We start from the raw sequence: 21841 nt of genomic DNA on the forward strand, positions 1-21841 counted from the left end.
TCCTCTCATACACTTAATCTCTTATATCATACCATTATACACATATTTTTTATATTTATTTATAAAAAAATCGAAAGAAATCTGATTGATTTCCTTCGATTGAAATTACGATTAGCGACGTAATCCTAATGATTTAATTAAATCACGGTAACGTTGAACATCATTTTCACGTAAATATGTTAATAAATGTTTACGACGACCAACCATTTTTAATAATCCACGACGTGAATGATGGTCTTTCTTGTGAGTACGTAAATGTTCGTTTAAAGCAGTGATTTCTGCTGTTAAAACTGCGATTTGTACTTCTGGAGAACCAGTATCAGTTTCATGTACGCGGTATTGTTCGATTAGTTCGTTTTTTCTTTCTTGTGAAATTGCCATTGTCAATTTCCCTCCTATAATTGTATTCACCATAAACCTGAGCTGATCGTCGGAGTGTCGATAAGCCAAGGATTAGGCACTCAAATCATTATACATAACTCTTTATGTTCTTTCAAGTGATAATAACGCTTTTGCTTCTTCTTTATCTTGCTTAATTTGATTAACAAGTGCATCTATGCCATCAAATTTTTGTTCTGGTCTAATAAAATGGTGCCAATATACTTCTACACGTTCACCATATATACTTTCTTCAAAATCAAAGATATTAACTTCAATACTTATTTGAGAAACAGATGGATCATGGAATGTTGGTTTCACACCAACGTTACACACACCTTTATATGACTTATCTCTTGATTTAATTAATAATGTTACGGCGTAAACACCTTTTCTAGGTAATACATAGTCATCGCTTGGTTCAACATTAGCTGTAGGAAAACCAATCGTACGCCCTCTTTTTTCGCCTTGAACAACCATACCTTTAATAACATATGGGCGTCCTAAAGCTAAATTACAAGCTTCTATTTCTCCTAGTTCAAGTGATGTTCTAATATTCGTTGTTGAGATTTTTTCATCCTCATGTAATGTTTGCTTAGAAACGACAAATACATCAAATGGATAATCATTCTCTTGTAATGATGCCATATTTCCTTTTCCATATTTACCAAAACTAAAATCATAACCAGCAATAACAGCTTTTACATGATTTTGAATAAAATATTGGTCAATAAAATCATCTGCAGACACATCTGCAAATGTCGAAGAAAAGTTAACGACGAAACAGTAATCTACGCCTAACTTTTCAATTGCTTCAATTTTATCCGCAATAGGTGTTAAATACGTTGTTCTTTTCTTTTCAGGATTTAAGACAACTGAAGGGTGTGGATCAAATGTCATAACAGCTTTTTTTAAATGTTTATCTTTAGCTACTTTAATCATTTTTTTAAGAACTTGTTGATGACCTAAATGTATGCCATCAAAAAAACCGATAGCTAAAGCAATATTTTCATTTACAAATTGTTTAGATTTAATTGGGTGTGTAATTTCTATAACTTCCATCAATATACTCCTTTAAAGAAAAACTTTTTTCGGTTTATAAAGTGTTTCATTTTTATCGTAAGTATCCATAATAGCAATTGCTTTGTCTTCATACCAAACAACAAATTCGCCATCATGTTTACTTTCATCTATTAAAGATTTTTCTATTTTTTGTCCGTTTTGAATACGCGTTACGATATTTTTATCATGTACGGTAATTTTCGTTAAACCATTCAATCCATATTCTAATGGAAGAATCACATCTTGTAACTTATCTTGCTCAACAATTTCTCTTAAGTCATCTAATTTAATAGCTTGATTTAAAGTAAAACCGCCACTTTTCAATCTAATTAAATGAGACATATGTGCAGGATAATTTAGTAACGCACCAATTTGAGTTGCTAACGTTCTAATATATGTCCCTTTGCCACATTCGACTTCAATTTCAAATTTACAAGCATCATTCTCATAAATAATATCAGAAATTAAATCAATACTGTTAATATGCACCCTTCTAACAGGACGTTCAACTTCAATATTTTGTCTAGCATATTCATATAATTTCTTACCATTAACTTTAACAGCAGAATACATAGGTGGAATTTGTTCAATGTCACCTTCTAATTGTTTTAAAGTCGCAATCATTTCATCTTTGCCCCATAAATTTTGATCAACACGCTTCTGATCAACTATCTCACCAGTTTGGTCTTCAGTCGTTGTACTCATACCAATCGTTACTTCAGCTCTGTAAGACTTGCCACTTTCCATCACATAATCACTCACACGCGTCGCTTTCCCAACACAAATCGGTAGTACACCACTTACCTCAGGATCCAAAGTTCCAGTATGGCCAACTTTTTTTGTTTTTAAAATTTTACGAAGTTTAAATACGACGTCATGACTTGTCATACCAACTTCCTTATGAATTGCTAGAATGCCATCCAAATTTACGACCTCCATAATGTTTCTATTCTTTTTAATTTTACATGAAAATATTCATAAAAAGAAGAAATAACTCAATTTCATAAAAAAAGCGATTGTGTTGGGGACAGAATTCTGAGTAATGTCCCTAACTTGGGCGTCGCTCTATTTACCAGAATCCGGAATAATGGTAGTTAGCGCGTTCTTATTACCACAATTCAGAATAATGGTCGTTACAGCCTTCTTATTACCACAATTCAGAATAATGGTCGTTACAACCCCTCTAATCAAAAAAAGACTAAGACATCTTATAGTGTCTTAGCCTAAATTCAGATTAATCATTGCGATTTAAATCTTGAATCATGCGTTCAATTTTATTACCGTAATCGATTGATTCATCATATTCAAAATGCAATTCTGGTAAAATACGTAATTTCATACGATTACCTAATTCTGATTTAATAAAGCCTTTTGCTTTTTCTAAACCTTTAAATGTATCTTCTTTTTCTTTATCAGTACCTAATACAGTTAAATAAACTGTAGCGTGTGATAAGTCTCCTGGAAGTTCTACATCTGTAATTGTTAAAAATCCAACTCTTGGATCTTTAAGTTTATTGTTGATGATATCCATTAATTCTTTTTTCATTTGTTCGCCTACTCGTTCAGAACGAATACTCATATCTTTCACCTCTTAACATTCTCATCTCTCTATATACATTAGTACATTATAGCACATGCTTGAATGCTTAAAAAGATAATCACTCCATTAATTATTTGTTTAAATTACATTACAAAAATAAATGAAAGATTATCGAAAAATAAGTTAAAAAAGAATTCATAAACAATCCATCAATACTTCACTATATACCATCTTAGGCATGCTTAAAGATGATAATAAATGAAACAATAAATAATATTTGCAACAGTGCTCTTAAATATATATTCATCGGTACTTTTCCACCTATAGTAATATTTTTAGCATGTGCTTTCATATAGCCAGGGAACAATACAAAACATAAAATAATACCAATAACACTGAATACAAAATTAACTTTAGGAATAAACACACTTATCGCAATGAGAAATTCTAACCACCCTGTTACATACACAATCATTTTCGGATTTGGAATACTACTCGGAACCATTTTAATAAGTGAATTTCGAATAGAAGGCATAAATCTACCAATAAATGTATACATAAATGCGAAAAATATTGAAAATTGAGCGACATTCATCCACATACTTTCAGTTTGAAATATACGATGTACAATAAATCCAATAAAGCAGCCGATAAAATAAACAATCATTGTTTGCATAAGAACCACTCCAATACGTCATATTTGTAGTTCATGAATAACTTTACTGCATCCAATCTATTTACTTTCTTATTCCCTTATTGGAGTGTAAATATACATTAAAAATAACGATTCATACTTAAATGAATGTCATTAACTGTCACATAACAAGTCATCATCTATAACACAAATTTCACTTTTCTAAATAAACAGTTATGCTATATATATCAAGTATATTTATATACTTGAAGAGAATCCGTATTCTCGACTCAACAATAAAAGTGCTTATCTTCCAAAAATGGGAAGTATATCTCCAGCTAAGGTATACTTCCCATTTACATGTCAGTAAATCCAGTTATTTGATTATGATTATATTTAATAACCTTATTTGCTTCTAAAGTGTCAATTCCCATATTTAAATCTTTGGCTACTTCAACTGATAAAATATAAAATTGTTCTGTAATATTTAATAATGAATTTGTTATATCATCAACTTCACCGTGTGGATATGATTCTAACAATTTATTCCATTCAGACTTAGAAATGTATTTTTTTAATAATTTATGGTTTTTTCCAGTTGAGATTTGCCATTCAAATTTGTTACCGACTTTCCAGTCATACATAGTCAAAAGTAAATCACGCATCATATTTAAATGATCAATAGCATAAAAAATTTCTTCTATTTTAATGCCTTTAACAACATACGTTGATAACCACCAAAATTCATTAAAAACAAAATCAAACCGCTTCTGGTTAGGTTTCTTAATATGATATTTTTTATCATTTGGTTCAATTTGTTCACTAAAATACTGATCCTTATCAATTAATACCTTCAGTAAATAATCTTCATGTCTATATGCTTCTATACATTCAATTGGTATAAATCTGAAATCTACTCGCATATGATTTTCAAACAACACCATATAAAATAATTGATCCTTTATACCACTATCAGAATGCTCTCTATTACACTGTGAAATAATAGGTTCTCCAAAATTTTCAATAAATGATAAATGTTGAATAAATGTCTCATAATTATTTACGATAAATGCAATATCAAAATCTTGATATTCATCCGGTTCAATAAATTTATTAACCCTAGACCCATTCATGCAAACTGCTCTAATATCATCCTCAATCGAAGCAATATTAAAAATTTCTTCCAATACCTCACGTTCTGTTTTCATGATATCACCTACTACTCATTATGATAAATTAATTGTATAACACCTGATTTAAATTTTCTTGAATGTACTAGTTTAAGTTGTTGTCTATCTTCTATATCTATAAATAGTGGTTTTCCTTTTCCTAAAACTATAGGATGTATGGATAGTCTATATTCATCTACTAATCCATAATTTACAAATGTCGTAATTAAGCTAGATCCACCATATAACCATATATCTTTACCTGGCTTACTTTTTATTTCATTTACATGTTCTACGATATTATCTTTAATAACTTTGACATGTTTATCTTCAAACTCAAATTTCTTTGTAAAGACATATTTTTCTTTGGCATGTATGTTTTTCCACATTAATTTGTCTTCTTCTGAATCTTCTAAACTCGGTTGAAAATCTCCCCATGCTTCGTAACTTTTTCTTCCATAAAAAATTGTATCGACTTGATTTAAAAAGTCATCAAAATTCATTTCAGGATCCATAATACACCAGTCAATCTCACCATTTTCACCTTCAATAAGCCCGTCTAATGTAACAGCTAAATCTAAAATGACTTTCCTACTATTATCATCACTACTCATATATTGACCCCCAATCATCTCTTTCTATTATCATACACGAAATGATAATAGAAAACACACCACATTATTTATGATAAATGGGTGTGTCTTGATTCTAATTCTAATAATGATTGCTTCATTTCAAGTCCGCCTCTATAGCCTCTTAGTTGTCCGTCTTTGCCTATAACACGATGGCAAGGTATCACAATGTTTAATGGATTTTTACCGACTGCTGATGCAACGGCTCTAACTGCATTTGGTTTATCAATTTTATTGGCTAAATCTGAATAAGTTGTTGTTTCTCCATACGGTATTTTGGTCAATGCTTGCCACACAGTTTCGTTAAAAGGTGTGGAATTTATATCTATTTTTAAGTCAAAAGTTTTTCTTGTGCCATCAAAATATTCATTCAATTGGTCGATATATGGTTTTACTTTGTCTTGATTTTCTTTAATTTCTATATTTGAAATAAACTGATGTATTTCATTTTCTTTATCAAAAGAGCCTACAAATATGAGACCTTCATCACTTGCATAAATATCGAGTTGTTTATTAAGATGCTTAAGAATACCATGATAAATTATTTTCATCGTCTACCTCCTTTGATGAAAGTTTAAATGAATTTATTTGTAAACTCAATATAAATAGTCGTTATCATAATTAGATAGCAATATAAGGATATTTTTATATGTTATGATATTTTTGAGGTGATAGATTTGGCAATGTATTTAACTGAGAAAAGATGGCAAGACATTCAAACAAACAATAAATTAGCAAATGATGATTTTGTATATGCAGTTAAGACGACAATGATATTCTGTAAACCTTCATGCAATGCTAAATTACCTAATAAAGAAAATGTTTCAATATACCGTGACTATCACGAAGCTATAGAAAATGGTTATCGTCCTTGTAAAAAGTGTAATCCAACAGGTCAATTATTAGAAGATGAAGAATGGGTATTACAAATAAAAAATTTCACTCATCGAAATTATCATTTAAATCTTACATTAGATGAAATTTGTAACCAATGTCACGGTTCAAAATTTCATTTATCAAGACTATTTAAACAAGTAACACAACAAACAATTATGCAATATTTACATGAAATAAGAATCGAAAAAAGTATCGCATTGCTTAATGAGAATATAATGACAATTGAAGATATTAGTAGAAAAGTAGGCTATAAAACAACATCACATTATATCAAAGTATTTAAGCAATTCTATTTTATGACGCCCTTACAATATCGCAAACGGAAAAACAGCTAAGATAGCTTCCTATCTTAACTGTTTTTTAAAAGATTAACATTGTTACATACAATCCTACTAATGTAATGAATAATACGGGTATCGTTATGATAATACCTGTTTTAAAGTATGTGCCCCAAGGTATTTTAACACCTTTTTGTGACAATACATGAAGCCACAATAATGTTGCTAATGAACCGATGGGAGTAATTTTCGGACCGAGATCTGAACCGATGACATTTGCATAAATCATTCCCTCTTTAAGATGACCTACTACATCTGATTGATGGATAGCGAGCGCATCTATGAGAACGGTTGGTAAGTTATTCATAATCGATGACAGAAATGCAGCTATAAATCCCATTCCCATAATACTTGCAAATAATCCATGTTGAGAAACGTCTGTTAGTATATGACTTAAAATTGTAAGGATACCTACATTTTTTAGTCCAAAGACAACTAAATACATACCAATTGAGAATACGACTATATTCCATGGTGCACCTTTGAGCACTTTTTTAGTATGAACTGCAGGAGATTTTCTAGCAAACCATACAAATATAATCGCTACTATACCTGCAATAATTGATACAGGAATGTGTACAAAATCACTGATAAAATAGCCGATGAGTAAAATGGATAAAATTGCCCATGACATATGAAACAGTTTCAAATCTTTAATTGCTTCTTTTGGTTGTTTTAAATGACGATCATCAAATGTACGTGGTATTGACGATTTAAAGAATAACCATAATACAGCAATACTGGCCAATAACGAGAATATGTTCGGTATGAACATATGTAAGAAATATTCAACAAAGCCAATATTAAAATAGTCTGCAGAAACAATATTAACTAAATTACTCACTGTAAATGGTAACGAAGTTGTATCTGCTATAAATCCACTTGCTATTACAAAAGGAAAAATGATTTTTTTATTAAATCCTAGATGACGTACCATTGCCAATACAATAGGCGTAAGTATCAAAGCCGCACCATCATTCGCAAAAAATGCCGCAACAATTGCACCTAATATCATGATATAAACAAACATCTTTACACCATTTCCACGAGAGGCTTTAACCATATGAATCGCAGACCATTCAAAGAATCCTATTTCATCAAGAATAAGTGAAATGATAATAATCGCTATAAATGTTAATGTTGCATTCCAAACAATGCTGGTCACTTCAAATATATCTTCTATTTGTACAACACCAGTTATTATGGCAATTAATGCACCAATAAAAGCTGTTACACCGATATCTAGTCCTTTCGGTTGCCAAATAACGAAAGACAGTGTTAATACAAAAATAATGATTGCAAGTATGGTCATCATCGCTTTCCTCCTTTCATGAAAACCCCAAAATTATGTGCTATATCAAAAAAGACTGAGACAATAAATAAATAATGTCCCAGTCTCTTAAGATTTATATTAAAGTATTCACTTTATTTTCTTTCAATTTCAACCATTTTGAAAGCTTCGAATATGTCGCCTTCTTTAATGTCGTTGAATTTTTCAATTGTGATACCACATTCATATCCAGCTGCTACTTCTTTAGCGTCATCTTTGAAACGTTTAAGTGTATCTAATTCACCTTCAAAGATAACAATACCGTCACGAATAATACGTACACTTGCATCTCTTGTAATCTTACCGTCTGTTACGTAACTACCAGCGATTGTACCGACTTTAGATACTTTAAATGTTTGACGTACTTCAGCTTGACCAATAACTTGCTCTTCAAATTCAGGGTCTAATAGACCTTTCATAGCTGATTCAATTTCTTCGATTACTTTATAAATAATACGGTGTAATCTCATATCAACATTTTCTTCTTCTGCAGCACGTTTAGCACCTGCATCTGGTCTTACGTTAAATCCGATAATAATACCGTTTGATGCTGCTGCTAATGTAACGTCTGATGCATTAATCGCACCAACTGCTGTATGAATAATACGTACATTAACACCTTCAACATCTATTTTCATTAATGATGCTGCTAAAGCTTCTACAGAACCTTGAACATCACCTTTAATGATGATATTTAAATCTTTCATTTCACCTTGTTTCATTTGTTCAAACAAGTTATCTAATGAAACGCTCTTACTATCTTGACGTTGTTTTAAGATATTTTCTTGTTGACGTTTTTCACCGATTTGACGCGCTTGTTTTTCATTTTTGAATACAACAAAGCGATCACCAGCTTGTGGTACATCATGTAAACCAGTAATTTCAACAGGTGTTGATGGTCCAGCTGTTTTGATTCTTTTACCTAAATCGTTAACCATCGCACGTACTCTACCGTATGTGTTACCCACTACTAATGAGTCACCTACTTCTAAAGTACCGTTTTGTACTAATAGAGAAGCTGCAGGTCCACGTGATTTATCAAGCTCAGCTTCGATTACAGTACCTACTGCTGCACGGTCAGGGTTCGCTTTTAATTCTTCAACTTCAGAAACTAAACCAATCATTTCTAATAAATCATCGATTCCGTCACCTTGGATTGCTGAAAGTTGAACGAAGATTGTATCTCCACCCCAGTCTTCAGGATAAAGACCATATTCACCTAATTCTTGCATAACACGATCAGGATTTGCTGTTGGTTTATCAACTTTGTTTACCGCAACAATAATTGGTACTTCTGCTGCTTTAGCATGGTTGATTGCTTCAATTGTTTGAGGCATTACACCATCATCAGCTGCAACAACTAAAATTGTGATATCTGTTACTTGGGCACCACGCGCTCTCATTGTTGTGAAAGCAGCATGTCCTGGTGTATCAAGGAATGTAATTTTCTTGTTATTGTTAACAATTTGGTATGCACCAATATGTTGTGTAATACCACCCGCTTCACCAGCTGTAACACGTGTATTACGGATTGAATCTAGAAGTGTTGTTTTACCATGGTCAACGTGTCCCATGATTGTAACAACTGCAGGTCTTTCAATTAAGTCTGCATCATTTTCATCAACTTCAAAGTAATTTTCTAAGTCAGTAGCATCTACATGTACTTCTAACTCAGCTTCAATATCATAATCTGCACAAATTAATTCAACAGTTTCAGTATCTAATGCTTGGTTAATATTAGCTACGACACCAAGTAAGAATAACTTCTTAATAATTTCAGAAGCATCTTTGTTGATTTTATCAGCTAATTCACCAACTGTAATACCTTCTTCATACGTAATTAAAGATGGTGTTTCTTTAACTTCCGGTTTAGGTTGTTGCTGTTGTTGATTATGTTGTTTTTTGTTATTTTGCTTTTTATTCTTTTGATTCTTTTGTTGATGATTAGGTTTATTGTTTTGTTTGTTATTCTGTTTGTTGTTATTTGATTTATTTGTATTTGCGTGAGTAGTTGTTTGGTCTTTTTTAGCAGAATCCTGCTTTTTAAATGCTTTATCTAAAATTTTAATGTCATTCTCCTCTAATGCTTGCATGTGATTTGATACTTCTATGTTATTCTTTTTTAATTCATCTATGATTGCTTTACTCTTTACATCGATTTCTTTTGCATACTCATATATTCTCTTTTTACTCATATACTCACTCCTCATGAAAATCATGAATCATCGTTTTTAGCTTTTTGCTAAATCCAATGTCAGTTATGCCCAACACCACTCTGCTTTCTTTTCCAATTGCGTAGCCTAATTCATAGCGTGTAGCAAAAGTTAAAAGTGTTACATGATAAGTTGCACATTTATTTTTTATAGTTTTTGTAACATTTGCTGCAGCATCTTCTGAAAGTATGACAAGTTTAACATTGCCTTTTCTTAACTCACTTATGACAATTTCTTCGCCAGTCTTAATCTTTCTAGCTCTTGTTGCCAGACCAAGAAGATTTAAAATTTGATCTTTCTTTTCTATACTCATTTAGGTATACGCTCACGGTAAATTAAACGAATGATTTCTTTATATACAGGTTCAAGTGTTTCTTTATTACTGTCAAAATAACGTTCTAACTTTCCTTGTTTCTGTGCAGTTTCAATAACTTCTAGATCTTTAGAAACATATGCACCGCGACCTGGTGCTTTACCTGTCGCATCTGCTGTTATTTCGCCTTCTTTATTTTTAACGACACGAATCATATCATTTTTAGGTTTCATTTCATTTGAAAGTATACATTTACGCATTGGTATCTTTTTCTTTTTCATGATAAAAGCACCTCACTTTATGATTCTTCAGTTGAAATAATGCCTGCTTCTCTTGCATCAGTTTCTGATTTAATATCAATCTTCCAACCTGTTAATTTTGCAGCAAGTCGTGCATTTTGTCCACGTTTACCGATTGCTAATGATAATTGATAATCTGGTACGACAACTGTAGTCGATTGATTTTCTTCGTCTACAATAACTTCTACAACTTGTGAAGGACTTAAAGCATTTCTTACGAATACTTTTGGATCTTCGTCCCACTCAACGATGTCGATTTTTTCGCCACCTAATTCATTAACGACTGCTTCAACACGAACACCTTTAGCACCAACACATGCACCTACAGCATCGATATCGCCATTTTCTGAAGTGACACTAATTTTAGAACGGTCTCCAGCTTCACGTGCTACAGATTTAACAATAACAGTACCGTCATAAATTTCAGGAACTTCTTGCTCGAATAAACGCTTTAATAAACCAGGATGTGTACGTGATACAAAGATTTGAGGACCTTTAGTCGTTTGTTCAACTTTATTCACATATACTTTAATACGTTCATTTGGTAAATATTGTTCATTTGGACTTCTCTCAGCTTCAGAAAGTACAGCTTCAGTACGGCCTAAATTAACATACACATAACGGTGATCGACTCTGTCGATAACACCTGTTACAATGTCATCTTCTTTATCAATAAACTCATCATAAAGAATGCCTCTTTCAGCATCTCTTAAACGTTGCATAACTGCTTGTTTAGCTGCTTGAGCACCAACACGACCGAAATCTTTAGGTGTAACGTCTTCTTCAAAGACATCTCCAATTTCGTATGCTGGATTTGTAACTAACGCTGTATCTAATGCTACTTGATCTCTATAATCTTCAACATCTTCTACAACATCTTTTCTTGAAATAACTCTATAAGTACCTTCATCAAGATTCAATTCGATTCTAACATTTTTGGCACTGTCATAGTTCTTTTTGTAAGCTGTGATTAAAGCCGCTTCTATTGCATCAATAAGTACCTCACGAGGTATTCTTTTTTCCTTTTCAAGGTATTCAATTGCAAGTAATAATTCATTACCTTTCACAATGTATCCTCCTTTATATTATAACATTACTGATCGACGTGCTTTAGCGATTTTCTTGCGTGGCAACGTGACATTTTTAGTTCTTGTTTTAATTTTCACTTCTAGCGTTATAGATGTTTCAGTAACTTCTTTTAAAACGCCTAACCATTCTTTATCTCCTTCAACAGGTTCGTATAACGAGATAAATACGGGTTGTTCAATTGCATTTTGATAGTCTTTTTCTTTTTTCAATGGGCGTTCTGCACCAGGTGAAGATACATCCATGAAATAAGGTTCTTTAATAGGATCTTCTTTGTCCATAACTTCACTAATCTTTTCAGAGGCAATTGTGCAGTCGTTCAAATCAACGCCACCGTCTTTATCAATTGCAATACGTAGATAATAGTCTGATCCCTCTTTGACATATTCGACATCTACAAGTTCATAATTTAAATCTTCAAGTATTGGTTGAATAATTTCCTCAACGTGTGCTGCAACTTTACTCATAATGACCTCCCTCTTAATACAAACAGAAAAGAGCGGGAAATGTCCCACTCTTTAAACGTCAGAGTATTATTTTAAGCAATAACAGTATATCACATAATGGCGCTATGCTCAAGAACATGCATTATAAATCAAATATTGAAAGTTGAGCTTTATCAGGCATATTTGGTAATGATCCAAGTTCATCGAGATATTCGATGATTTTTTGAGATACACCTGCTTTTTTATTAAGGTCTTCTTTAGCTAAGAATGGACCTTCTTCTCTTGCTTCAACGATACGTTTCGCAACGTTTTCACCTAGTCCAGGAACTGCGATAAATGGTGGAATAAGTGAATCACCTTCAATTTTGAATTCAAACGAATCACTTTTCTCTAAGCTGACTGGTTGGATTTTGTATCCTCTATGTGCCATTTCATTTGTTATTTCTAAAACTGTTAATACATCTTTTTCTTTTTTAGCTAATTCATGGAATCGGCTATAATATTCTTTCACCGTTGATTTAATAGACTCTTTATCTTTTGTCATTGTTTTTAAATCAAAGTCTGTCGCACGTACTGTAAAGTAACTTGCATAATAGAACAACGGATGATGAACTTTGAAGTATGCAATTCTTAATGCCATTAGAACGTATGCAGCAGCGTGGGCTTTAGGGAACATGTACTTAATTTTTTTACATGATTCTAAATACCAATCTGGTACATTATTTTCTTTCATAGCTTCTTCGAATTCATCTGTTAAACCTTTACCTTTACGAACTGCTTCCATAATTTTAAAGGCAAGTGATGGTTCTAAGCCGTTATACATTAAGTAAACCATAATATCATCACGACAACCGATAACACTTGATAAATCACATGTACCGGATTTGATTAACTCTTGTGCGTTTCCTAACCAAACGTCTGTACCGTGTGATAATCCAGATATTTGAACGAGCTCTGAAAAAGTAGTTGGTTTCGTATCTTCAAGCATTTGTCTAACGAATCCTGTACCGAATTCTGGCACACCAAATGTTCCAGTCTTACAAAGAATATCTTCTTCTGTTACACCTAATGATTCAGGTGTACTAAAGATTTTCATTGTTTCTTTATCATCTACTGGTATTGTCTTAGGATCAATGCCTGATAAATCTTGTAACATTCTAATCATTGTTGGATCATCGTGTCCTAATATATCCAATTTCAAAATATTATCATGGATAGAATGGAAGTCGAAATGCGTTGTTTTCCATGGTGATTTTTGATCGTCGGCAGGGTATTGGATTGGTGTAAAATCATAAATATCCATATAATCTGGTACAACAATGATACCACCTGGATGTTGCCCGGTTGTTCTTTTAACACCGGTACATCCTTTAACAAGTCTATCAACTTCAGCTGCACGTTTATGAATACCTTGATCATTTAAATATCCTTTAACATAACCAAAAGCTGTTTTTTCAGCAACAGTACCGATTGTACCTGCTCTGAATACTTTGTCTTCACCGAACAGTACTTTCGTATAATTATGGGCTACTGGTTGATATTCACCACTAAAGTTCAAGTCAATATCCGGTACTTTATCTCCTTTAAAACCTAAGAATGTTTCAAACGGTATATCTTGTCCTTCTTTAATCATATCAACATGACATTTTTCACATTGTTTATCTGGTAAGTCGAAACCTGATCCGACTGAACCATCATCAAAGAAATGACTTTCTTTACAAGATGGGCAAATATAATGTGGCGGCAATGGATTCACTTCAGTTATTTCAGTCATTGTCGCAACAAAACTAGATCCGACAGAACCACGCGAACCAACTAAATACCCATCATTCAATGATTTCTTAACTAATCTTTGCGAGATTAAGTAAATAACCGCAAAACCATTTCCGATAATACTTTCTAATTCTTTTTCAAGTCTATCAATTACGATTTGTGGTAAGTCTTCACCATATAATTTTCTAGCATTCTCATAACTCATTTCACGAATTTCTTCATTCGCACCTTCCATATTAGGTGTATATAATTCATCCCTAATCGGTATTACTGTTTCGAGTCTATCTGCTAAGTCGTTCGTATTTTTCACAACGATTTCATATGCTTTTTCTTCACCTAAGAAGTGGAATTCATCTAACATTTCATCTGTTGTTCTAAAGTGTGCTTCAGGTAATGTTTGTCTATTCAATGGATTACCTGGTTGAGAAGCGATTAATATTTTTCGTGCAACAGCATCATGTTCGTATAAATAATGGGCATTTCCTGTTGCTATAACTGGAATATCAAGTTTCTCACCAACGCTTAATATACGAGTATATATTTCTTCCATCGTTTCATTATCTTTAATCAATTCTCTATCAATTAAATCTTGATATAACCCTTTAGGTTGAACTTCTATATAGTCATAATATTTCGCAACTTTCTCAACTTCATCTTGGTCTTTTTGCATAACCGTTGTAAACACTTCACCTTCATCACATGCACTACCTACTAGAATACCTTCTCTATATTTGTTTAATAACGAGCGTGGTATACGTGGTGTACGATAAAAGTAATCAACTAATGAGGCACTTACAATTTTGAATAAATTTTTCAGTCCGACTTGGTTTTGTACGATTAGCGTTACATGAGAAGGTCTTGCACGTTTATATGCTTCATCATTTGATAGCTTCTCGTTTATTTGATTATGATTATGAACATTGAGTTCTTCTAACTGTTTTAACATCTTAATAAAGATATGCGCTGTTGTTTCCGCATCATAAATCGCTCTATGGTGTTGTGTAAGTTCTACACCATATTTTTTAGCTAAGAAATTCAATCCATGTTTACCATATTCAGTATTCACTGTACGTGATAATTCAAGTGTATCGATAACACCATTTGTCGTAGCACCAAGTCCGATACGTTCAAAACCTGTATCTATAAAGCCCATATCAAATGATGCGTTATGCGCAATATATATTGCGTCTCCAACCCATTCATGGAAATCTTTTAGAACTGTTTCGATATCAGGTTGTCCACGTAACATTTCGTCTGTAATACCAGTTAAATTTTTAATTGTTTCTGATAGACGTTCTCCTGGGTCAGAAAAACGTTCAAAGGTATCAATTACTTCGCCATCTTTAACCTTAACGGCCGCTAATTCTATAATTTGATCATATTGACTTGAAAGTCCTGTTGTTTCGACGTCAAATACAATATACGTTGCTGTCTTAAGCGGAATATCTTGTGACTTGTACGCAATCGGCACACCATCATCTACAAGCATACCTTCCATACCATAAATCATTTTAATACCATTTTTCATTGCTGCTGCATGCGCATCTGGATAACCTTGAACACCATTATGGTCTGTTATCGCGATTGCTTTATGTCCCCATTTAGCCGCTTGTTCAACATACTTACCGATATGTGTTATCCCATCCATTTGACTCATAGATGTATGTAAGTGAAATTCAACTCTTTTTTCATCTGCTTTATCAAGTTTAGGAGACTTCTTAATTTCATGGATATCCGTCATCATCATCACTAAATCACGTATAAATTGATCTTGTTCAATTCTACCTTGCGCTCTAACCCATGTACCTACTTTTAAAGCTTTAAAATGTTCAAGGTCATCTTTACCTTTTCTCGTAAACATTTTAAGTATAAGTGAATCGGTATAGTCCGTAATTTTTAATGTGACAATATGTCTACCACTTTTAAGCTCTTTCATTTCGATATCAAAAATAACACCTTCAAGTGCTACTTTGAACTCTTCTTCGATAATATCTTCTATTTTACGAATAGAATCTACAGGAATGTCTTTACCAATTTGACATCGTGATACAGCATTTTCATTATCACTAGATTCTGCTTTTTCTTTCTTCATACGTTCCATTTTTTCTGATGCAATTCGTGCAGCTTCTTCATCTTCTTGTTGGATGTGCGCTTCAAATGATTCAAGTTCTCTTCTCATTTGTTCTTCATTATCCATCGTTTCGAATATAACACGACTTATTTGAAAGCCACATTTTTGGAGCGCTTTTACTAATGAACCATTAACACGCTTATCGAAATAATCGCGTTCAATATCATTGTTCACTTGAACTTTCACGATATCATCAGCAAAGATAATAGGCTTTTGTTTAAGTTGATGTTTCACTTTATCACTTAATTCAGTACCATCAATACAATGTGGAATGTATTTCAATATATGTTCATCTATTTGTTCTTTAGTTGTCACTTCAATTGTCCAATCAACTTGCGCAATACTACTAAAAGCACTTTTCAGTTGATTTGTAAAAACAAGATACATTTCACTTGATAAATAATATGGCAACTTAATGTAGAAATGCCACAATCTTTTTGATTGGGACACATCAATTCTTGTAAGTTCACCTTGTTCTACGACATCTTTATCAAGTTCATCTGTTATGTTCATTTGCGTGAGAAGCGTTTGGAATTTCTCTTGCCCTGTCATTGACACTTATACGACCACCTTCATCAAAATGAAAAAGAGGCTAATCATTAAATAGCCTCTTTAAATATCTTATATTATATCAGATTTAGTTGTTTTTATCAGTCTATTTTACTGCATCATAGAAAGTAGCAAGTACTTCATCTAATTCATCAATATGGACTTCTTTACTTTCTGAATTATCACGACGTTTTACTTCTACGATACCTTCTGAAGCTTTCTTACCAACCATAACACGTACTGGTAAACCTATTAAATCTGCATCATTAAATTTAACCCCAGCACTTTCTTTACGGTCATCATATAAGACATCATATTTATTTTGCAATTGTCCATAAAGTTGATCTGCTAATGTTTGTTGCTCTTCTTTTTTAGGATTAATCGCAATTAAATGTACTTCATAAGGTGCAATAGCTTTTGGCCAAATAATCCCTTTATCATCATGATGTTGTTCGATTGCTGCTGATAATGTTCTAGAGATACCAATACCATAACAACCCATAATAAGTGGTTGTGCTTTACCTTGTTCATCTAAGAATGTCGCATTCATACTTTCAGAGTATTTCGTTCCAAGTTTGAAGACTTGACCAACTTCAATACCTTCAGCGAATTTCGCAACTCCTAAATCACCCGGTAATGCTTCTTCTTCAAGAATAAATCTAAAGTCTCCATATGCTTCAATCTTAAAGTCTCTATCTACGTTCGCATTAATAAAATGATAACCTGTTTCATTCGCACCAACAGCTAAATTATTAATATCTTGAACGAAATTGTCTGCATAAATTTTGATTTGGTCTACATTAACTGGTCCTAGACTACCTGGCTTAGCACCTAAAATATTCACGATTTCAGACTCAGTTGCCATTTCGATATTATCTGTTTTGAAATATGATTTTAACTTAACATCATTTACTTCATGATGACCTCTAATTAAAATCATGACATACTCATCATCAACTATAAGAATCATTGATTTAATAATTTTATCTAAAGTCACATTTAAAAAGTCTGCTAATGCTTGTGCTGTCGTCACATTAGGCGTTTCCACTTTTTCTATATCTTTTAATGGTGTATGTTCATGATTAGGTGTATAAGCTACTTCAGCTTTTTCAATATTTGCAGCATAGTCACTTGTTTCACTATAAACAATTGTATCTTCACCAATATCAGCTAATGCCATAAACTCATGCGTGTGGTCTCCACCGATAGCACCAGAGTCAGCAAGTACTGGTCTAAAGTTTAAACCTACTCTTGTAAAGATATTATGATAAGCATGATACATATCTTGGTATGTATCATCTAATGAATCTTCATTAGCATGGAAAGAATAAGCATCTTTCATAATAAATTCACGGCCACGTAATAATCCAAATCTTGGACGTTGTTCGTCTCTAAATTTTGTTTGAATTTGGAATAAAGTGATTGGTAAACGTTTATAAGATTTCAATTCATCTCTTACAAGAGAAGTCACAACTTCTTCATGTGTAGGTCCTAAACTAAATTCACGTTTATTACGATCGTGCAATCTCATTAACTCTGGACCATACGCATCCCATCTACCTGATTCTTTCCAAAGTTCAGCTTGTTGTAACACAGGCATAAGCACTTCTACGCCATCGATTTTTTCCATTTCTTCACGTACAATTTGCTCAATTTTGTTGAGTACACGTTTTGCAGTTGGTAAATAGCTATATATACCTCTTGCATTTTGTTTAATCATACCTGACTTTAATAAAAGTTTATGACTAATTGCTTCCGCTTCTGCAGGAACTTCTCTTAATGTTGGTATAAATATTTTCGACTGTTTCATAAGTTTCCTCCTATAAGCTACATGAAGTACCTTTGAATATCATTCCATGTAACCATAATCATTACAAATATTAAAAATACAGCACCAATTGAAAGCATAACCATTTCTGCTTTTTTATTAATCGGTCTTCTGAAAATCATTTCATAAATAACAAATAATAATCTTCCGCCATCTAAAGCTGGAATAGGTAATAAATTCATAATACCTAAGTTAACACTTAATAACGCTGTGTAACCCATTAATGTAATAAATCCTTGCTTCACAATAGAATCTACATTGCTATATATACCAACAGGTCCATTTAACATATCAAAGGAGAATCCACCCGTGAATATGCTCGTAATCAAGCCAAGAACTGCTTGGAATATTAATTGACCTGCCACTATTGTTTTTTCAATACCTGCAATTAATGGACCAAACACTGTGTGTTCTGTCGGTTGTGCAACTCCAATAATGTATCGTGTTTCATATTTACCTTTACTAACTTCTAGTTTATCTTTTTTAGCTGCTACTTTGAAAGTCTTTTCTTGACCATCACGATTAACTTTGATTTCTACAGGTTCAGTTTTCTTCTCTTTAAAAATAGGTTGTAAATCTGTAAACTTTTGAATTTTTTGTCCATCTACTGATAAAATTTCGTCACCTTTTTTAATACCTGCAGTTTGTGCAGGAGCACCGTCTTCTAAATCTCCAAATACTGGTTCATTCGTTGGCACACCATTCCAATAAGCAAGCCCAATAAAAATAACAAAAGCAAGAATAAAATTAAATAACGGACCTGCAAATAAAGTTAAGAATCTTTGATAAGGCTTTTTAGACATTAATTGTCTATCTTTAGGTGCAATTTGTATTAAATCTCCACCTTGAACAAAGTAAGCTTCTCTCGCTATTTTAAAATGATGTCTTTCTTCATCGCTTGCTGTAATACCTTCAATGAAAATATCATTTTCGAAATCACTATCTTTAATTTCAATATGTTCAATTTGTTGGAATTTATGTTGATCATCCATAATAACATGTGTTATTTCGTTTTGATCGTTTAATTTAATTGCGATATGCATACCTGGTGTTAATGGATTTTGTTCTAATCCATCTCCAGCCATTCTGACATAACCACCTACTGGAAGTAGTCTAATTGTATAAAGTGTTTCATTTTTCTTATATGAATATATTTTAGGTCCCATACCTATGGCAAACTCTGGGCACATGATACCTGCACGTTTCGCAAAGAACATATGTCCATATTCATGTACTGTCACTAATAGTCCAAATACAAAAATAAATGCTAATATTGTATAAATCACGCCTACACCCCGTAATCCTTAGATTTATATGTAGCATCAATTTTTAGAATCGTTTCTAAATCTGGATGCTCAATAACTTCATGGTTTTTCATTGCTTCCCCAATCATGTCTTCAATTTCCAAAAATGTTATTTCATTGTTCAAGAACTTATTTACAGCTACTTCATTCACAGCATTTAAAACAACGGGCATTGTACCACCTATTTTAATGGCTTCATAAGCATACTGTATACATTTAAAGCGATCGAAATCCATTTCTTTAAAATTCAACTGTCCGATTTGAGCTAAATTTAATTTTTCTGCATCTCTTGTATATCTTTCTGGATATGTAAATGCATATTGAATGGGTGTTCTCATATCTGGTGTACCCAATTGTGCAATCACGCTCGTATCCTTAAATTCAACCATAGAATGGATAATACTCTCTTTATGTAAGACAGTTTCAATTTGGTCAATATCTAAATCAAATAACCATTTTGCTTCAATGACTTCTAAACCTTTATTCATCATTGTTGCAGAATCTATCGTAATCTTTTGCCCCATAGACCAGTTAGGATGGTTGAGCGCTTCATCACGTGTTACAGATTTGAGTTCTGCACGTGTTAAATCACGAAATGATCCGCCACTCGCAGTTATGATTAATTTATTAACCTGTTCTTTCTTCTCACCATTTAAACATTGAAATATTGCTGAGTGTTCTGAATCTACAGGTAGAATGTTAACATTATGTTCTCTAGCTTTTGACATCACAAGTTCACCAGCTGCAACTAAAGTCTCTTTATTCGCTAGTCCTATATCTATACCAGCTTCTATAGCTGCGATAGTAGGTCTTAAACCTATACTACCGACAATTGAATTTAATAAAATATCGGTATTATGGTATGTTGCAACTGTTAATAAACCTGCGTCCCCATGTACAATTTCAATATTTAAATGTTTAAGTTTATCTATATCTTCTTCATTTTGAACAGATATGAGTTCTGGATGAAATTCTTCAATTATATTCTGTGCATAAGCAATGTTTTTACCGACTGAAAATGCAACTAAATTAAATTGTGATGCATGTTCTCTTATAACATCTAATGCTTGCTGTCCAACAGAACCACTAGCTCCTAAAATAGCTATATTTTTCAAAGACTTCACCCCAATTTACAATTGAAATAGGAATAGATTTAACAGCGGTAATACAAAGATAAAGCTATCAAATCTATCTAATATACCACCATGTCCTGGCATAATATTCCCTGAATCTTTCACACCGAAATGTCTTTTAAGCCCTGATTCTACTAAGTCACCTAATTGTCCAAACATACTTAATAACATCGTTAATGGAATTAATAACCATAATGATACATCCATATCAAAATATTGTCCAAAAATAACTGCAACGATTAAACTCGAGAAAATGCCGCCAATAAATCCTTCAATCGTTTTGTTCGGACTAATTAATGGCCAAAGTTTATGTTTACCAAATAATCTACCAAATATATATGCACCTGTATCAGTTAACCACACTAATAATAATGCGAATAAGATAAATTGTAAGCCATGTTCTCTTGTCTCATAGAAATACATAAAGCCTATTCCGATATATGTAACGGACATGACACAGAAAGAGGCATCCATAAAATTAAATCTATTTTTAGACATCACTGTATAACTCAACATTAAGAAACTCATTACGATTAGAAGTCTAAGTTGAACACTTATATCGTTATTAATGAGTTCTTGAGGCAATAATATTATACATAGCGAAACAGTGGACAAAAAACCTGGTATAGAAATAATTGATAAATTATTCATATTTAAAATTTCTTTTAAAGCAATAATCGCTAATAAATACGCTAACGCTATTACGGGTAATCCACCATATATTACGACTGGAAGAAATACAGCCATAGCAACAATTGCCGATATTGTTCTTGTCTTCATTTTTAT

20 protein-coding genes are annotated in these 21841 nt (G+C 32.6%); 1 reads left to right on the forward strand and 19 read right to left on the reverse strand.

Features of this window, described 5'->3' with window-relative positions; all coding sequences use genetic code 11:
- Positions 1-111: 111 nt before the first annotated feature.
- The 8 genes from rpsO to LQ622_RS01070 all read right to left on the reverse strand — a co-directional run bounded on the left by rpsO (position 112) and on the right by LQ622_RS01070 (position 5966).
- Positions 112-381, reverse strand: coding sequence for a 30S ribosomal protein S15 (gene rpsO, locus LQ622_RS01035; RefSeq protein ID WP_025905354.1), 270 nt, complete (start codon positions 379-381; stop codon positions 112-114).
- Between the two features lie 102 nt (positions 382-483).
- Positions 484-1440 carry a riboflavin biosynthesis protein RibF gene (ribF, locus tag LQ622_RS01040; RefSeq protein ID WP_025905353.1) on the reverse strand — a complete coding sequence of 319 codons (957 nt, stop codon included), beginning with the start codon at positions 1438-1440 and terminating at the stop codon, positions 484-486.
- Positions 1441-1452: 12 nt separating this feature from the next.
- A complete protein-coding gene (gene truB, locus LQ622_RS01045; RefSeq protein WP_275590355.1) occupies positions 1453-2364 on the reverse strand; it encodes a tRNA pseudouridine(55) synthase TruB in 912 nt (303 codons plus the stop codon).
- A gap of 310 nt (positions 2365-2674) precedes the next feature.
- Positions 2675-3019 carry a 30S ribosome-binding factor RbfA gene (gene rbfA, locus LQ622_RS01050; RefSeq protein WP_037587805.1) on the reverse strand — a complete coding sequence of 115 codons (345 nt, stop codon included), beginning with the start codon at positions 3017-3019 and terminating at the stop codon, positions 2675-2677.
- 193 nt (positions 3020-3212) lie between these two features.
- Positions 3213-3656: a hypothetical protein gene (locus LQ622_RS01055; protein WP_239774565.1), complete on the reverse strand. Its 444-nt coding sequence runs from the start codon at positions 3654-3656 to the stop codon at positions 3213-3215.
- Positions 3657-3970: 314 nt separating this feature from the next.
- Positions 3971-4822: an aminoglycoside 6-adenylyltransferase gene (locus LQ622_RS01060; RefSeq protein WP_239774566.1), complete on the reverse strand. Its 852-nt coding sequence runs from the start codon at positions 4820-4822 to the stop codon at positions 3971-3973.
- A gap of 11 nt (positions 4823-4833) precedes the next feature.
- Positions 4834-5397: a dihydrofolate reductase family protein gene (locus tag LQ622_RS01065; RefSeq protein WP_239774567.1), complete on the reverse strand. Its 564-nt coding sequence runs from the start codon at positions 5395-5397 to the stop codon at positions 4834-4836.
- A 68-nt stretch (positions 5398-5465) separates the two neighbouring features.
- Positions 5466-5966, reverse strand: coding sequence for a methylated-DNA--[protein]-cysteine S-methyltransferase (locus LQ622_RS01070; RefSeq protein ID WP_037587800.1), 501 nt, complete (start codon positions 5964-5966; stop codon positions 5466-5468).
- 132 nt (positions 5967-6098) lie between these two features.
- On the opposite strand from LQ622_RS01070, the gene LQ622_RS01075 reads away from it, so the two are divergent.
- Positions 6099-6647, forward strand: coding sequence for an Ada metal-binding domain-containing protein (locus tag LQ622_RS01075; RefSeq protein ID WP_239774707.1), 549 nt, complete (start codon positions 6099-6101; stop codon positions 6645-6647).
- Positions 6648-6672: 25 nt separating this feature from the next.
- On the opposite strand, the gene arsB is transcribed toward LQ622_RS01075, so the two are convergent.
- The 11 genes from arsB to LQ622_RS01130 form a co-directional block, all read right to left on the reverse strand.
- Entirely contained in the window at positions 6673-7962 is a 1290-nt protein-coding gene (arsB, locus tag LQ622_RS01080; RefSeq protein WP_239774708.1) for an arsenite efflux transporter membrane subunit ArsB, read from the reverse strand.
- A gap of 113 nt (positions 7963-8075) precedes the next feature.
- On the reverse strand, positions 8076-10175 hold the full coding sequence (infB, locus tag LQ622_RS01085; protein WP_159315108.1) for a translation initiation factor IF-2: 2100 nt from the start codon (positions 10173-10175) through the stop codon (positions 8076-8078).
- 4 nt (positions 10176-10179) lie between these two features.
- Positions 10180-10506 carry a ribosomal L7Ae/L30e/S12e/Gadd45 family protein gene (locus LQ622_RS01090; RefSeq protein WP_025905336.1) on the reverse strand — a complete coding sequence of 109 codons (327 nt, stop codon included), beginning with the start codon at positions 10504-10506 and terminating at the stop codon, positions 10180-10182.
- Complete coding sequence (rnpM, locus tag LQ622_RS01095; RefSeq protein ID WP_037587795.1) at positions 10503-10787, reverse strand: RNase P modulator RnpM; 285 nt, start codon at positions 10785-10787, stop codon at positions 10503-10505. The genes LQ622_RS01090 and rnpM overlap by 4 nt, the downstream gene beginning before the upstream one ends.
- 17 nt (positions 10788-10804) lie before the next feature.
- Positions 10805-11872 carry a transcription termination factor NusA gene (nusA, locus tag LQ622_RS01100; RefSeq protein WP_037587793.1) on the reverse strand — a complete coding sequence of 356 codons (1068 nt, stop codon included), beginning with the start codon at positions 11870-11872 and terminating at the stop codon, positions 10805-10807.
- An 18-nt stretch (positions 11873-11890) separates the two neighbouring features.
- On the reverse strand, positions 11891-12358 hold the full coding sequence (gene rimP / locus LQ622_RS01105) for a ribosome maturation factor RimP (protein ID WP_037587791.1): 468 nt from the start codon (positions 12356-12358) through the stop codon (positions 11891-11893).
- 121 nt (positions 12359-12479) lie between these two features.
- The gene (locus LQ622_RS01110) at positions 12480-16799 is read right to left on the reverse strand and encodes a PolC-type DNA polymerase III (RefSeq protein WP_481817259.1); all 4320 of its coding nucleotides are present in this window, start codon (positions 16797-16799) and stop codon (positions 12480-12482) included.
- A 97-nt stretch (positions 16800-16896) separates the two neighbouring features.
- Complete coding sequence (locus tag LQ622_RS01115) at positions 16897-18600, reverse strand: proline--tRNA ligase (RefSeq protein WP_239774568.1); 1704 nt, start codon at positions 18598-18600, stop codon at positions 16897-16899.
- A 17-nt stretch (positions 18601-18617) separates the two neighbouring features.
- Complete coding sequence (rseP, locus tag LQ622_RS01120) at positions 18618-19904, reverse strand: RIP metalloprotease RseP (protein WP_037587784.1); 1287 nt, start codon at positions 19902-19904, stop codon at positions 18618-18620.
- 2 nt (positions 19905-19906) lie between these two features.
- Complete coding sequence (locus LQ622_RS01125) at positions 19907-21037, reverse strand: 1-deoxy-D-xylulose-5-phosphate reductoisomerase (protein WP_239774569.1); 1131 nt, start codon at positions 21035-21037, stop codon at positions 19907-19909.
- 15 nt (positions 21038-21052) lie between these two features.
- Positions 21053-21835 (reverse strand): phosphatidate cytidylyltransferase, encoded by a 783-nt coding sequence (locus LQ622_RS01130; RefSeq protein ID WP_037587782.1) that lies wholly within the window; start codon positions 21833-21835, stop codon positions 21053-21055.
- Positions 21836-21841: the final 6 nt, after the last annotated feature.

It is taken from the genome of Mammaliicoccus sp. N-M50 (assembly GCF_022386995.1).
Classification (GTDB): domain Bacteria; phylum Bacillota; class Bacilli; order Staphylococcales; family Staphylococcaceae; genus Mammaliicoccus; species Mammaliicoccus sciuri_A.

Excerpts from the sequence above, each read along its gene's own strand:
- LQ622_RS01055 (WP_239774565.1), bottom strand. The coding sequence starts at position 3,656 with ATGCAAACAATGATTGTTTATTTTATCGGCTGCTTTATTGGATTTATT.
- ribF (WP_025905353.1), bottom strand. The coding sequence starts at position 1,440 with ATGGAAGTTATAGAAATTACACACCCAATTAAATCTAAACAATTTGTA.
- LQ622_RS01060 (WP_239774566.1), bottom strand. The coding sequence starts at position 4,822 with ATGAAAACAGAACGTGAGGTATTGGAAGAAATTTTTAATATTGCTTCG.
- infB (WP_159315108.1), bottom strand. The coding sequence starts at position 10,175 with ATGAGTAAAAAGAGAATATATGAGTATGCAAAAGAAATCGATGTAAAG.
- LQ622_RS01070 (WP_037587800.1), bottom strand. The coding sequence starts at position 5,966 with ATGAAAATAATTTATCATGGTATTCTTAAGCATCTTAATAAACAACTC.
- arsB (WP_239774708.1), bottom strand. The coding sequence starts at position 7,962 with ATGACCATACTTGCAATCATTATTTTTGTATTAACACTGTCTTTCGTT.
- rnpM (WP_037587795.1), bottom strand. The coding sequence starts at position 10,787 with ATGAAAAAGAAAAAGATACCAATGCGTAAATGTATACTTTCAAATGAA.
- LQ622_RS01075 (WP_239774707.1), top strand. The coding sequence starts at position 6,099 with ATGTATTTAACTGAGAAAAGATGGCAAGACATTCAAACAAACAATAAA.
- LQ622_RS01090 (WP_025905336.1), bottom strand. The coding sequence starts at position 10,506 with ATGAGTATAGAAAAGAAAGATCAAATTTTAAATCTTCTTGGTCTGGCA.
- LQ622_RS01115 (WP_239774568.1), bottom strand. The coding sequence starts at position 18,600 with ATGAAACAGTCGAAAATATTTATACCAACATTAAGAGAAGTTCCTGCA.
- rimP (WP_037587791.1), bottom strand. The coding sequence starts at position 12,358 with ATGAGTAAAGTTGCAGCACACGTTGAGGAAATTATTCAACCAATACTT.
- rbfA (WP_037587805.1), bottom strand. The coding sequence starts at position 3,019 with ATGAGTATTCGTTCTGAACGAGTAGGCGAACAAATGAAAAAAGAATTA.
- LQ622_RS01065 (WP_239774567.1), bottom strand. The coding sequence starts at position 5,397 with ATGAGTAGTGATGATAATAGTAGGAAAGTCATTTTAGATTTAGCTGTT.
- rpsO (WP_025905354.1), bottom strand. The coding sequence starts at position 381 with ATGGCAATTTCACAAGAAAGAAAAAACGAACTAATCGAACAATACCGC.
- LQ622_RS01130 (WP_037587782.1), bottom strand. The coding sequence starts at position 21,835 with ATGAAGACAAGAACAATATCGGCAATTGTTGCTATGGCTGTATTTCTT.